The sequence below is a fragment of the Pseudomonas sp. E1BtOHC1 genome (assembly GCF_058744285.1).
On record NZ_CP196023.1, the window covers coordinates 4479474 to 4492974 of the forward strand.

Below are 13501 nucleotides of genomic sequence, written 5' to 3' on the forward strand. Positions count from 1 at the left end.
GATCGATGCCATCAAGCACCCGGCACAGCTGGACCCATGGCGCAGTGATGCTGGACAGCGAACACACCCGGTTCGCCCTGTGGGCCCCGGATGTCCGTGAGGTCTGCGTGGAACTGGCGGACGGCCGGTCACTGCCGATGCTGGCCGAGGCTGACGGTTGGTTCGTGATTCAGGCACGTTGCCCGGCGGGCAGCCGCTACCGCTTCACCCTCGATCGGCAGATCCAGGTGCCGGACCCGGCCTCCCGGGCCCAGGACGGCGATGTACATGGCCCCAGCCTGGTGGTCGACCACAACGTCTACCCCTGGCAGCAGCCACAGTGGCGTGGCCGGCCCTGGCACGAGGCGGTGATCTACGAACTGCATGTCGGCGTCATGGGCGGCTACAAGGCGGTGCAGCAGGCCCTGCCGGCGCTGGTGGACCTGGGGGTGACCGCCATCGAGCTGATGCCCCTGGCGGAGTTTCCCGGCGAGCGCAACTGGGGCTACGACGGCGTCCTGCCCTATGCCCCGGAAGCCTCCTATGGTTCTCCCGACGACCTCAAGGCCCTAATCGACGCCGCCCACGGCCTGGGCCTGGCGGTGATCCTCGACGTGGTCTACAACCACTTCGGCCCCGACGGCAACTACCTGCAACGCTACGCCAAGGGTTTCTTCCGGGAGGATCTGCACACTCCCTGGGGCGCGGCCATCGACTTTCGCCGGCGACAGGTGCGCGACTTTTTCATCGACAACGCCCTGATGTGGCTGCTGGACTACCGTTTCGACGGCCTGCGCCTGGACGCCGTGCACGCCATCGACGACCCGGACTTCCTCCATGAACTGGCCCAGCGAGTACGCCAGGCGGTGCCGGCTTCGCGCCATGTGTGGCTCAACCTGGAAAACGAGTTCAACCAGGCCAGCCTGCTGCAACGGGGTTTCGACGCCCAGTGGAACGACGACGGGCACAACGCCCTGCACGTGCTGCTCACCGGAGAAACCGACGCCTATTACGCCGACTTCGCCGACGAACCCACCGCGCAACTGGCCCGCTGCCTGAGCCAGGGCTTCGCTTTCCAGGGCCATGCCAACCGCCACGGCGAACCCCGGGGCGAACCCAGCGGCCACCTGCCCCCCAGCGCCTTTGTGCTGTTCCTGCAGAACCACGACCAGATCGGCAACCGGGCCTTCGGCGAGCGCCTCAACCAACTGGCGCCGACCCAGGCCCTGCAGGCGGCCACGGTGTTGCTGCTGTTGTCACCGATGATTCCGTTGCTGTTCATGGGGGATGAAGTGGCGGCCCAGGAGCCGTTCCTGTTCTTCACCAGCCATCAGGGGGAACTGGCCGAGGCCGTGCGCCAAGGCCGGCGCAACGAGTTCGCCGCCTTCAGCGCCTTTGCCGACGCCGCGCAGCGCCAGCGCATCCCTGATCCCAACGCCCTCTCGACCTTCCAGGCGTCACGCCCCCTGCCCCAGTCGAAACAGGCCGAGACGACCCGTGAGCTGTACCGCAGCCTGCTACGTATCCGGCACCGCGAGTTGATCCCGCGCCTGCCCGGTGCCCAGGCCATGGACAGCCAAGTGCTGGCCGAAGGTGCCCTGAGCGCACGCTGGCGCCTGGGAGACGGCAGCCTGCTGCGCATCGACCTCAACCTCAGCCCGCACCGGGTCGAGCTGGAGCCCGAAGCAACAGCGCAACTCTGGTTCGAACACCCACCGCACACCCTTGAGCACTGGCAGCAGGGCTGGCTACCGGCCTTCAGCGTACTGGTGCAACTGGACAGCGGGCCTTGCCCCACCGCCCCCCATGGAGAACGCCTATGAGCGATGCGCAACTGGAAATACTCGCCAGCCGCGCCGGCCTGGCAGTGGACTGGACCGACGCCAACGGCCGGCCGCAAAAAGTTGAGGCTCGGGTGTTGCGGGCCGTGCTGGCAGGCCTTGGCCACCCCGCCGACAGCGACCAGGAAATCGCCGACAGCCTGCAGCAGTTGCACCAGCTGCAGCAAAGCCGACACCTGCCACCGTTGCTGACCGCCGACGTCGGCCAGGGCCTGGACCTGGCTCGGTACTTCGCCCCCGGGACCCGCTGTGCCATCGAACTGGAAAATGGCGAACCTTTGTCGTTGCTGCTCGATGAACAGAGCGTACTGCCAGGACAGATCCCGGTGGGTTACCACTCGGTGCGCATCGAGGAGGAACACTTCATCCTCGCGGTGGCCCCCGAACGCTGCTACAGCGTGGCCGACGCCGTGGCCCAGCCCACGCCGCGTGCCTGGGGCCTGAGTGTCCAGCTGTATGCCTTGCGCCGCCCCGGTGACGGCGGATTCGGCGACACCCAGGCGCTGGAAGAGCTGGCCCGGCAAGCCGCCGAGCGCGGCGCCGATGCCCTGGCCATCAGTCCGCTGCATGCCATGTTCAGCAGCGACCCTCAACGCTACAGCCCCTATTCGCCCTCCAGCCGGCTGTTTCTCAACAGCCTGTATGCCGCTCCCGGGGCCATTCTCGGCGACCGCGCCTGGCGCAGCGCCATCGAATCCTGTGGCCTTGGCGAGACGTTGCAGGCACTGGAACAGCAACCGCTGATCGATTGGCCCCAGGCGGCCCAGGCCAAACAGCAAGCGCTGCGCGCCTTGTACGAAGGCTTCTGCCATGGCCAGCACCCCTTGCACGAGGACTTCGCCAGCTATCGGCGCAGCGCCGGCGAAGCCCTGGAAAACCACTGCCGCTTCGAAGCCATCCAGGCCGAGCGCGCCGCCCGCGGCGAAGACCCGGACTGGCGCCACTGGCCGCAACACTGGCGCAACCCAGCGAGCCCGGCCCTGGCCCGGTTCGCCGAGGAGCAGGCTCATGAAATCGGCTTCCATGCCTTCTGCCAATGGCTGATCGCCCGCAGCCTGGAACGGGCGCAGAGCGCGGCCCGCAGCAGCGGCATGGGCATCGGCCTGATCGCCGACCTGGCGGTGGGCGCCGACGGCGGCGGCAGCCAGGCCTGGAGCCGCCAGGAGCAGTTGCTGGCAGCCCTGACCGTGGGTGCGCCACCGGACATTCTCAATCGCCAGGGCCAGGGTTGGGGCATCTCGGCCTTCTCTCCCGAAGGTTTGCAGCGCCATGGTTTTCGCGCCTTCATCGAAATGCTCCGAGCCAACTTCGCCCATGCCGGCGGCTTGCGCATCGACCATGTGATGGGCCTGCAACGGCTCTGGGTGATTCCTCTGGGGGCGCCTCCCAGCGACGGCGCCTACCTGTATTACCCAGTGGACGATCTGCTGCGCCTGCTGACCCTGGAATCCCATCGGCACCAGGCCATTGTCCTCGGCGAGGACCTGGGGACGGTGCCCGACGGCTTGCGGGAAAAACTCGCCGCCCGGGCCATGCTCGGCATGCGCGTGCTTTTGTTCGAACAGGATCACGGCTGCCACTTCAAGCCGATCCTGGACTGGCCGGACAACGCCCTGGCCACCACCAGCACCCACGATCTGCCGACCCTCAACGGCTGGTGGCAGGGCCGCGACATCGACTGGAACCTGCACCTGGGCATGGTGGATGAACAAGGGGCGCGGCAATGGCGCGAACACCGCCAGCGCGAACGTGACGGCCTGCGCCAGGCCCTGGCAAGGGACCCACAGAACTTTCACCAAGAGGCCCACGAAGCCGATCAAGTGCTGGACGCCAGCGTGCGCTTTCTCGGCCATACCCGCGCGCCCCTGGTGCTGCTGCCCCTGGAAGATGCCCTGGGCATCGACGAGCAGGCCAACCTGCCCGGCACCCTCGACAGCCATCCCAACTGGCGCCGGCGCCTGGCCAGTGCCAGCCGGCGCCTGCTGGACGACAGCGATGCCGCCCGGCGCCTGGAACTGCTGGCCTGCGCCCGGCAACAAGCCCTTGAGCGTGACCGATGACCTTGCCGTCCCTGCCCTTGCTGCGGGCCAGCCTGCGCCTGCAGTTTCATCAAGGCTTCACCCTCGATGACGCCGTGCCCCTGGTGCCCTACTTCGCTCGCCTGGGCATCAGCCATCTCTATGCCTCCCCCCTGCTCTGGGCCCGAGCCGGCTCCCAGCACGGCTATGACGTGGTTGACCCGACCCGGGTCAACCCGGAGTTGGGGGGCGAAGCGGCCCTGCGGCGTCTGGTGGCGGCCCTGCGTCAACATGAAATGGGTCTGATCCTCGACATCGTGTCCAACCATATGGCCGTGGGCGGCAGCGACAACCCCTGGTGGCTGGACCTGCTGCAATGGGGGCGCCTGAGCCCCTATGGCGAATTCTTCGATATCCAGTGGCACTCGGCGGACCCGCTGATGGAAGGCCAACTGCTCCTGCCGTTCCTTGGCAGCGACTATGGCGTGGCGCTGCAGGAAGGCAGCTTGAAGCTGCAACTGGACGACGAGCTGGGTGGCTTTCATGTGCAGCACCATGAACACCACTTTCCCATCTGCCCCTGGGACTACGCACAACTGCTGCGCCTCCCCGAGCCGCTGGACGCCGAGTCCAGCGCCGCCCTGAAGTCCCTGGCCGACGGTTTTGCTGCGCTGCGCTTCAACAGCGACGCCCATACCCAGGCCCGGCCCCTGCAACAGGCCCTGGCACACCAACTGCAGCAGCCGTCAGTACGCCAGGCCATCGACGCCCACTTGCAACGCTACGACTCGCGCCAGGCCGACGGTTTCACCCGTCTGCATCAGTTGCTGGAACAACAGAGCTACCGCCTGGCCAGCTGGCGCACCGCGGCCGATGACATCAATTGGCGACGCTTCTTCGACGTCAATGAACTGGGGGGGCTGCGGGTCGAACGCCCGGCCGTGTTCGAAGCCACCCACGCGAAGATCTTCCAGCTGATCGAAGAAAATCTGGTGGATGGCCTGCGCATCGACCACATCGACGGCCTGGCCGATCCCCGGGGTTACTGCCGCAAGCTGCGGCGCCGGGTCGACCGCCTGCGCCCGGGGCAGCACCTGCCGATCTACGTCGAGAAGATCCTCGGCCCTGGCGAGACCCTGCATCGCGATTGGGGCGTGGACGGCAGCACCGGCTACGAATTCATGAACCAGCTGTCGCTGTTGCAACAGGCGCCCGACGGCCAGCCGCTGCTGGCGGAACTCTGGAGCCGGCACAGTCAGCGTTCGCCGCAATTCGGCGAGGAAGCCCTGCTGGCACGCCGGCAGATCCTCAACGGTTCCCTGGCCGGCGACTTTGAAAACGTGGCCCAGGCGCTGCTGCAAGTGGCACGGCTGGACCTGATGAGCCGCGACCTGACCCTGGGGGCCATCCGCCGGGCGCTGCAGGAGCTGATCGTGCACTTTGCGGTGTATCGCACCTACATCAGCGCCCAGGGCCGCGGCCCCCAGGACCAGCTGTTTTTCCAGCAGGCCATGGACGGTGCCCGAGGCAGCCTGAGCGAGGCCGACTGGCCGGTGCTGGACTGCCTGGAACGCTGGCTCGGTGGCCAGGGCTGGCGCCGGCAGCCACCGGGCCGGGCGCGCAAGTTGTTGCGCCACGCCTGCGTGCGCTTCCAGCAACTGACTTCGCCAGCCGCGGCCAAGGCCGTGGAAGACACCGCCTTCTACCGCTCGGCGGTGCTCCTGGCGCGCAATGACGTGGGCTTCAACAGCGAACAGTTCAGCGCGCCGATCTCGGCCTTCCACAGCGCTTGCCAGCAGCGCCTGGAGAGCTTCCCCGACAACCTGCTGACCAGCGCCACCCATGACCACAAGCGCGGCGAAGACAGCCGCGCGCGCCTGGCCCTGCTCAGTGAGCGGGCTCCCTGGTATGCCCGTCAGGTGGCCAGCTGGCGACTGTTGGCCGCACCCTTGCGCCAGCACCCCGACGCCCCCTCGGCGGGCGATGAACTGATCCTCTACCAAACCCTCCTGGGCAGCTGGCCTCTGGATTTGCAGGCTGAGGATCAGCCGGGCCTGGAGCGCTATGCCCAGCGCATCTGGCAATGGCAACTCAAGGCCCTGCGTGAAGCCAAGCTGCACAGCAGTTGGGCAGCGCCCAACCCTGACTACGAAAAGGGAGTGCAGGCTTTTGTCAGCGCCGTGCTGGGCTCGCCGCAAGGCCTGGCCCTGCGCCAGTCGCTCGCGGCGGCCGCCAACAGCATCGCTCCTGGCGGCGCCCTCAACAGCCTGGCGCAAACTTTGCTGCGCATGACCGTACCGGGGGTGCCGGACCTGTATCAGGGCAACGACTTCTGGGATTTCAGCCTGGTGGACCCGGACAACCGCCGACTGCCGGACTACCCGGCCCGGCAACGGGCTCTGGACAGCCCGCGCGATCCTCGGCAGTGGCTGGTCCAGTGGCGTGACGGACGCATCAAGCAGGGCCTGATTGCCCGCACCCTGGGCCTGCGCGGTCAATACCCGGAGCTGTTCCAGCGCGGCAGCTACCAGCCATTGCCGGTGCTGGGTCAGGAAGCCGGTCGGGTGCTGGCGTTCATGCGTGAATACCAGGAGCAACGGGCCGTGGTGATAGTGCCGATCCGGGTGGCCGGCCTGCTGGATGACAGTGCAATCCCCCAGGTGGATGCGCAGCGATGGGGCGATACCCGGGTGCAACTACCGTTCACCGCTTCGGGCCGCAACCTGAATGGACTTTTTTCAACCGGAGCAGTCACACCCCACAAGGAATTGCTGATCAGCGCCGTATTGCAAGACTTTCCGCTCAACCTTTTGATTCAACATTGAGTTCAGTCCAGGAGCATTTCGATGAGTACCGACGACAAACGCATTCGTGAATTCGCCTATCAGATCTGGGAGTCGGAAGGGAAACCGGAGGGCCACGAAGCCCGACACTGGGAAATGGCCCGCAAGCTCGCCGAGGCCGAGGCCCTGGCCCCCAGCCAGCCGCCCAAGACCGCCAAGGCCAAACCTGCCACGGCCAAGCCGGCCAGCAAGAGCGCGAGCAAACCCGGGGCCAAGTCGGCCGCCGCGGTGGTAGTGCCGCCGGGCGAGAAGCCTGCTGCGGCGAAGAAACCCCGGGGCCCGCGCAAGCCGCCAGCGCACTGACGACACTCCCGCCCCGTCTATCGCCCTAAACCGGTGGCGCGCCCCTGCGCCACCCAGGATGGCTGCGCCCCGGAAAACCTCCGGCTGGCCCTCCGATCCTTTTTGCAGGAGCAACCATGAGCAGATCCAAGCAGACCCCGTCGACTCCCGAAAACGAACCCTCGCGCATCCGTGAAGGCCTGCCCTTCCCTCTGGGCGCCACCTGGGATGGCCTGGGCGTCAACTTCGCGCTGTTCTCGGCCAACGCCACCAAGGTCGAACTCTGCCTGTTCGACGCCGCCGGCGAAGTGGAGCTGGAACGTATCGAACTGCCCGAATACACCGACGAGATCTTCCACGGCTACCTGCCCGACGCTCACCCCGGGCTGATCTACGGCTACCGGGTGCACGGCCCCTATGATCCGGCCAACGGTCACCGTTTCAACCCCAACAAGCTGTTGATCGACCCGTATGCCAAACAGCTGGTGGGCCAATTGAAATGGTCCGAGGCGCTGTTCGGCTACACCATCGGCCATCCTGACGCCGACCTCAGCTTCGATGAGCGCGACAGCGCGCCCTTCGTGCCCAAGTGCAAGGTCATCGATCCGGCCCACACCTGGGGCCACGACCAGCGGGTCAGCGTGCCCTGGGACAAGACCATCCTCTACGAAACCCACGTGCGCGGCTTCACCATGCGCCACCCTTCGGTGCCCGAGAACCTGCGGGGGACCTTTGCCGGGCTGATGGTGGATGACGTGCTGGAGCACATCCGCAAGCTCGGGGTGTCGTCGGTGGAGCTGCTGCCGATCCACGCCTTCGTCAACGACCAGCACCTGCTGCACAAGGGCATGACCAACTACTGGGGCTACAACAGCATCGCCTTCTTCGCCCCGGACCCGCGCTACCTGGCCAGCGGCAAGATCGCCGAATTCAAGGAAATGGTCGCCCACCTGCACGAAGCCGGGCTGGAGGTGATTCTGGACGTGGTCTACAACCACACCGCCGAAGGCAACGAGCAAGGCCCGACCCTGTCCATGCGCGGCATCGACAACGCCTCCTACTACCGCCTAATGCCCGACGACAAGCGCTTCTACATCAACGATTCAGGCACCGGCAACACCCTGGACCTGAGCCACCCCTGCGTGCTGCAGATGGTCACCGACTCGCTGCGCTACTGGGCCACGGAGATGCACGTGGACGGCTTCCGCTTCGACCTGGCGACCATCCTCGGTCGTTATCACGATGGTTTCGACGAGCGCCACAGCTTTCTCGTGGCGTGCCGCCAGGACCCGGTGCTGCGCCAGGTGAAAATGATCGCTGAACCCTGGGACTGTGGCCCCAGTGGCTACCAAGTGGGTAAATTCCCGCCGGGCTGGGTGGAGTGGAACGATCGTTTCCGCGATACGGTACGGGCCTTCTGGAAAGGCGACGACGGCCAGTTGGCGGACTTTGCCGGACGCCTGACCGCCTCTGGCGAGATGTTCAACCAGCGCGGCCGCCGCCCCTATGCTTCAGTCAACTTCGTCACCGCCCACGACGGTTTCACCCTGCACGATCTGGTGTCCTACAACGACAAGCACAACGAGGCCAATGACGAGAACAACCAGGACGGCAGCAACAACAACCTGTCCTGGAACCATGGCGTCGAAGGTCCCAGCGACGACCCCGAGATCAATGCCCTGCGCCTGCGCCAGATGCGCAACTTCTTCGCCACCCTGCTGCTGGCCCAGGGCACGCCGATGATGGTGGCCGGCGACGAGTTCGCCCGCACCCAGCACGGCAACAACAACGCCTATTGCCAGGACAGCGAGATCGGCTGGGTCAACTGGGAGCTGGATGCCGACGGCAAGTCGCTGCTCAAGTTCGTCAAGCGCCTGATCAAGCTGCGCCTGAGCTACCCGATCCTGCGCCGCGGGCGTTTCCTGGTGGGCAACTACAACGAGGACATTGGCGTCAAGGACGTCACTTGGCTGGCTCCCGACGGCAACGAAATGACCACCGAGCACTGGCAGGATACCCATGGCCGCTGCCTGGGCATGCTGCTGGACGGCCGCGCCCAGGAAACCGGCATCCGCCGCCCCGGGGCGGATGCCACCGTGCTGCTAGTGGTCAACGCCCACCACGACATCGTCAATTTCCGCCTGCCGCACGTGCCCGCCGGAGAGTTCTGGACCTGCATGCTCGACACCCACCAGCCGGCGGTGCGCGGCCAGGAGCGCTTCGCCTTTGGTCACGAATATTCGGTGACCGGGCGTTCGCTGCTGTTCTTCGAACTTCAGCATGAAGAGGATGACTGAGCGCAAGGCTTGCAGCGCCCTCGATGCCGCCTTCGCTGGCAAGCCCGCTCCTACAATCCACCACAACCCGCAGGAGCCGGCTTGCCGGCGAACAGACCCTGCGCCAATTCACCGATGCCTTCGCTGGCACGCCAAACACCGACAAATTCCAGGCTTTCGTCAGGACCTCGGCCCTGACAACAAAATGCGACTACCCTGAGAAACGGGTCGCAATCGACAAATTCAATTCAATCCTCTGTGTAGGCAGCCACGGGCTGAGTATGATTGCGCTCGGATCAGGGTGCCCCAAAGGTATGGAGCACCGGTACTTCACGCTGAGGCAGATGCCATGGAATCAGCGTGCGTGCAAACCCAGGGTCGCCACTGAACGGATGTTCAGGCGCCATTGCCGTGACCCGGAAAACAGGGATGTGACACCTCATGAAAGCCATAACCGCAATAGACAGCAGCTGGCCCAGCCAGATCTGGAACGGTGCCCGCCATCTGGCCGACGTTCCCCCCATCAACCTGGGCAATCTGGTTCCACCCGGCTCCCGGGCCGTGATCATCGCCCCCCACCCCGGTGATGAAGTGGTGGCCAGCGGCGGCCTGCTGCAAGTGCTCGCCCACCATGGCCACCCCCTGCAACTGATTTCCATCAGCGACGGCAGCGCCAGTCACCCAGGTTCGGAGCTGTGGCCCAAGCGCCGCCTCAGCGTGTTCCGGCCCCAGGAAAGCGCCGAAGCCCTGCGTCGCCTGGGCCTGCCCCTGCACAGTCTGAAGTGGATTCGTGGCGGCTTTGCCGACAGCGCCCTGAGCGAGCGCGAACAGCAATTGGTGCCATTCATCAGCCGTTACCTGCGCGACAGCGATGTGGTGTTCAGCACCTGGCGCGGCGACGGCAACCTCGATCACGAGGCCGTGGGCCGGGCCGCGGCCAAGGCTGCCGGGCAGGTGGGCGCACGCTTTTACGAGATTCCGATCTGGGCCTGGCATTGGTCCTCGCGCGAGGAGCACCAGATTCCCTGGCAACGGGCACGCAAGCTGCGCCTGGACACCTGGACCGTGGCCCGCAAGCGCCACGCGGCCCACGCCTACGCCAGCCAGTTGCAGGGCGAACCGGAGATCGGCCTGGAACCGTCGCTGTCGCCGATTCTGCTGGAGCGCCTGCGCCTGCCCTACGAAATCATCCTGATGTAGGCCGGGCCCGGGCGGAAAATAAGCTGAACGTGAGTGCCGGCCATCAGTCCCATGAGTAACCGTCACTGAATCACAGGAGCGAGCGTGAGCAGCGAGTCCACCCGCCAGCCCCAGCCGGGAAGCATCCAGCGTCTGCAGATCCTGACCGTCAACACCCACAAGGGCTTCACCGCCCTCAACCGACGCTTCATTCTCCCGGAACTGCGAGAAGCGGTACGCAGCACCCAGGCCGACCTGGTGTTTCTCCAGGAAGTGCTGGGCGAGCATGAACGCCACGCGTCGCGGCTGGACAACTGGCCGCAGCAATCGCAGTACGAGTTTCTCGCCGACAGCATGTGGAGCGATTACGCCTACGGCCGCAATGCGGTGTACCCCGACGGTCATCACGGCAACGCCCTGTTGTCCAAGTATCCGATCCGCCAGTACCGCAATCTGGATGTCTCCATCACCGGCCCTGAGCGCCGCGGCTTGCTGCACTGCGTCCTGGATGTACCCGGATATGCCGAGGTCCACGCCATCTGCGTGCACCTGAGCCTGCTGGAAAGCCACCGGCAACTGCAACTGGCACTGCTCTGCCAACTGCTCGAATCCCTGCCCGAGGAGGCACCGGTGATCATTGCCGGCGACTTCAACGACTGGCAGATGCACGGCAATGTCACCCTGGGCCGACGCGACGACCTGCACGAAGCCTTCGAACGCCATTACGGCCGCCCGGCCAAAACCTACCCCGCGCGCTGGCCCTTGCTGCGCCTGGACCGGGTCTACCTGCGCAATGCCAGCAGTCACCGGCCGCAGATCCTCGGCAACAAGCCCTGGACCCATCTCTCCGATCACCTGCCTCTGGCGGTCGAGGTGCAACTGCCGCCCGTGGCCGCACATCAGAATCCCTGAACAAAGAAAGCCCGCCGAAAGCAGATTCGTCCATGCTTTTGCCCGGACATGAACCCCGGGGCATCCGTCCCGGGGCGGCCCTTGTCCGCGCAGAAGGAGTCAAACGATGAGCGATAAACCCACGATCGTCCTGGTTCACGGCTTCTGGGGCGGTGCCGCCCACTGGAACCGGGTCATAGTCGAACTGCTGAACCAGGGCTACGAGAAGATCCGCGCGGTGGAACTGCCCCTGACCTCCCTGGCCGAGGACGTCGCCCGTACCCGCAAGCTGGTGGCCCAACAAGCCGGACCGGTGCTGCTGGTGGGCCATTCCTATGGCGGTGCGGTGATCACCGAGGCCGGCCATGAAGCCAATGTGCAAGGCCTGGTGTACATCGCCGCCTTCGCCCCCGACCAGGGTGAGAGCCCCGGCGGCCTGACCCAGGAGTTTGTGCCCGAAGGTGCCGCCAATCTGGAGCCTGACAGCGACGGTTACCTGTGGGTTCGGCCCGAGCGCTTCCAGCAGAGTTTCTGCCAGGACCTGAGCCCCCAGGAGGGCCTGGTGATGGGCCTGACCCAGAAAGCTCCCTTGGCCAGTACCTTCGGTGACACCCTCGGGGCCCCGGCCTGGCGTGACAAACCTTCCTGGTACCAGGTATCGAACGCCGACCGCATGATCGCCCCGCAGAACCAGGAGCGCATGGCGGCGCGCCTGAACCCGCGCAAAGTCCTGCGCCTGGACGCCAGCCATGCCTCCCTCGCTTCCCAGCCTGCTGCCGTGGCTGCGCTGATCATCGAAGCCGCGCAGTCCCTGTAGTCCTGCCCCTCGGCAATACCTGCTCCCGGGCACTGGCAGCAGGTATGCCCGGGGGCTGCCCCCTCCTGACGACTCTGCTCCACCCCGCATCCCAGGCATCCCGATAAGCGCCAATTTTCAGCTATTTGGACACCCTGAAATAACCCTTCCATTTGTCAGGCATTTTCTTGACGAGCCCCCTGCTCTCTCCTTAGCTACACATGACCACCCCTGGAAACAGTAACCGGGAAAAGGCCGAAAACACCTGCTGCAGAGCGGGTCGACGGACTTTACCCGATTGAATCCGGCTGCCTCTCGAACGGGGGTGGGAGAGGCGCCCCAACGAGATAAAGCATGCATTTGCAAGGTAGACCTCCATGAATACCTCACTCACCTCAAGCCCTCTGCCACTCACCTTGTGCAGCCTGTGCACACCCCTGCTGTTGTGCTCCATGGAGGTCGCGGCGTCCCCGGGGGAGGACACCGACAACACCGGCTATCCCCCAGTTTCAAGCAGCCTGCCGATCAGCGCCCTCCCCCTGGACAACCCGCGCCCGAGCGACTTCGCGGTCCTGGACCGGCCCGGACTGCCGGCGCACCTTGAAGTCGGCTACCTGGCGCTGCCCGGCGCAGGCAGCGAACCGCGCAAGGGCCCCCTGCTCTACAGCATCCAGAACAACGGCACCACCCAGCGCATCGGCCTGCTGAGCAGCACCCACACCTACCAGCTCACCCAAGGCGGCGCCCCTGCCACCGTCAACGACCCACGCAATGCCGGGCTCAGCGTCCAGGGGCAAGGCCTGGGCGCCTTCTGGAGCCTGCAAGATGCCCGAGGCTGGCGTCTGGACATGTCCGCCAGCGGCGGCCGGGTCAGCGGTTTCAGTCGCAATGAACAGGGCCGGGCCTTGACCACCGAAGGCAACGCCCTGACCTTTTCCGTACAGGGCGGCGTGGCCATAGGCCTGAGTGACAACTGGGTGATCGAACCTCAGGCCCAGGTGATCAACCAACGCATTCGCCTGGACGGTGGCAGCACCGGCAGCGACCTCAACGCCTGGAGCGGCCGGGTCGGAGCACGTCTGCAAGGGCGCTATGACGTCAACGGCCTGCCCCTGGAACCCTATGTGCGCACCAACCTCTGGCACACCGTCTACAGCGGCGACACCCTGAGCCTGGGCCAGGTGGACAAGATCAGCAGCAGCCGCAACGCCTCCACCGTAGAGGTTGGCCTGGGGCTGGTGGCCAGAGTCACCCCCGCTGTCAGCCTGTATGTCAGTGCCGACTACAGCAGCGATGTGGATGACAACGACCTCAATGGCCTGATCGGCAGCCTGGGCGTGCGCATGCGTTGGTGATGCACTGAGTAAGGTGCCGGTAATGGCCCCTGTTCGCCATT

At 65.7% G+C, this 13501-nt stretch carries 9 protein-coding genes; all 9 read left to right on the plus strand.

Features of this window, described 5'->3' with window-relative positions; genetic code table 11:
* The first annotated feature begins 5 nt into the window (after positions 1-5).
* The 9 genes from treZ (at position 6) to ACSSVC_RS20240 (ending at position 13460) form a co-directional block, all read left to right on the plus strand.
* A complete protein-coding gene (gene treZ, locus ACSSVC_RS20200) occupies positions 6-1802 on the plus strand; it encodes a malto-oligosyltrehalose trehalohydrolase (RefSeq protein WP_346634313.1) in 1797 nt (598 codons plus the stop codon).
* Entirely contained in the window at positions 1799-3880 is a 2082-nt protein-coding gene (malQ, locus tag ACSSVC_RS20205; protein WP_492611250.1) for a 4-alpha-glucanotransferase, read from the plus strand. Before treZ ends, malQ begins: the two co-directional genes overlap by 4 nt.
* Positions 3877-6663 carry a malto-oligosyltrehalose synthase gene (locus ACSSVC_RS20210; protein ID WP_492611251.1) on the plus strand — a complete coding sequence of 929 codons (2787 nt, stop codon included), beginning with the start codon at positions 3877-3879 and terminating at the stop codon, positions 6661-6663. Before malQ ends, ACSSVC_RS20210 begins: the two co-directional genes overlap by 4 nt.
* A 21-nt stretch (positions 6664-6684) precedes the next feature.
* Positions 6685-6984, plus strand: a complete 300-nt coding sequence (locus ACSSVC_RS20215) for a DUF2934 domain-containing protein (RefSeq protein WP_446440499.1) — start codon at positions 6685-6687, stop codon at positions 6982-6984.
* 116 nt (positions 6985-7100) lie between these two features.
* Entirely contained in the window at positions 7101-9260 is a 2160-nt protein-coding gene (gene glgX / locus ACSSVC_RS20220; protein ID WP_492611252.1) for a glycogen debranching protein GlgX, read from the plus strand.
* A 420-nt stretch (positions 9261-9680) separates the two neighbouring features.
* The gene (locus tag ACSSVC_RS20225) at positions 9681-10439 is read left to right on the plus strand and encodes a PIG-L deacetylase family protein (protein WP_346634308.1); all 759 of its coding nucleotides are present in this window, start codon (positions 9681-9683) and stop codon (positions 10437-10439) included.
* Between the two features lie 84 nt (positions 10440-10523).
* Positions 10524-11330, plus strand: coding sequence for an endonuclease/exonuclease/phosphatase family protein (locus tag ACSSVC_RS20230; RefSeq protein WP_404936940.1), 807 nt, complete (start codon positions 10524-10526; stop codon positions 11328-11330).
* Positions 11331-11436: 106 nt separating this feature from the next.
* Positions 11437-12126 (plus strand): alpha/beta hydrolase, encoded by a 690-nt coding sequence (locus ACSSVC_RS20235; protein WP_346634306.1) that lies wholly within the window; start codon positions 11437-11439, stop codon positions 12124-12126.
* 356 nt (positions 12127-12482) lie between these two features.
* Positions 12483-13460 carry an autotransporter domain-containing protein gene (locus ACSSVC_RS20240; RefSeq protein WP_346634305.1) on the plus strand — a complete coding sequence of 326 codons (978 nt, stop codon included), beginning with the start codon at positions 12483-12485 and terminating at the stop codon, positions 13458-13460.
* Positions 13461-13501 lie beyond the last annotated feature (41 nt).

What these genes read in the sequence shown, in the direction of transcription:
- malQ (WP_492611250.1), top strand. Translation starts at nt 1,799, where the DNA reads ATGAGCGATGCGCAACTGGAAATACTCGCCAGCCGCGCCGGCCTGGCA.
- ACSSVC_RS20235 (WP_346634306.1), top strand. Translation starts at nt 11,437, where the DNA reads ATGAGCGATAAACCCACGATCGTCCTGGTTCACGGCTTCTGGGGCGGT.
- ACSSVC_RS20225 (WP_346634308.1), top strand. Translation starts at nt 9,681, where the DNA reads ATGAAAGCCATAACCGCAATAGACAGCAGCTGGCCCAGCCAGATCTGG.
- ACSSVC_RS20215 (WP_446440499.1), top strand. Translation starts at nt 6,685, where the DNA reads ATGAGTACCGACGACAAACGCATTCGTGAATTCGCCTATCAGATCTGG.
- treZ (WP_346634313.1), top strand. Translation starts at nt 6, where the DNA reads ATGCCATCAAGCACCCGGCACAGCTGGACCCATGGCGCAGTGATGCTG.
- ACSSVC_RS20240 (WP_346634305.1), top strand. Translation starts at nt 12,483, where the DNA reads ATGAATACCTCACTCACCTCAAGCCCTCTGCCACTCACCTTGTGCAGC.
- ACSSVC_RS20210 (WP_492611251.1), top strand. Translation starts at nt 3,877, where the DNA reads ATGACCTTGCCGTCCCTGCCCTTGCTGCGGGCCAGCCTGCGCCTGCAG.
- glgX (WP_492611252.1), top strand. Translation starts at nt 7,101, where the DNA reads ATGAGCAGATCCAAGCAGACCCCGTCGACTCCCGAAAACGAACCCTCG.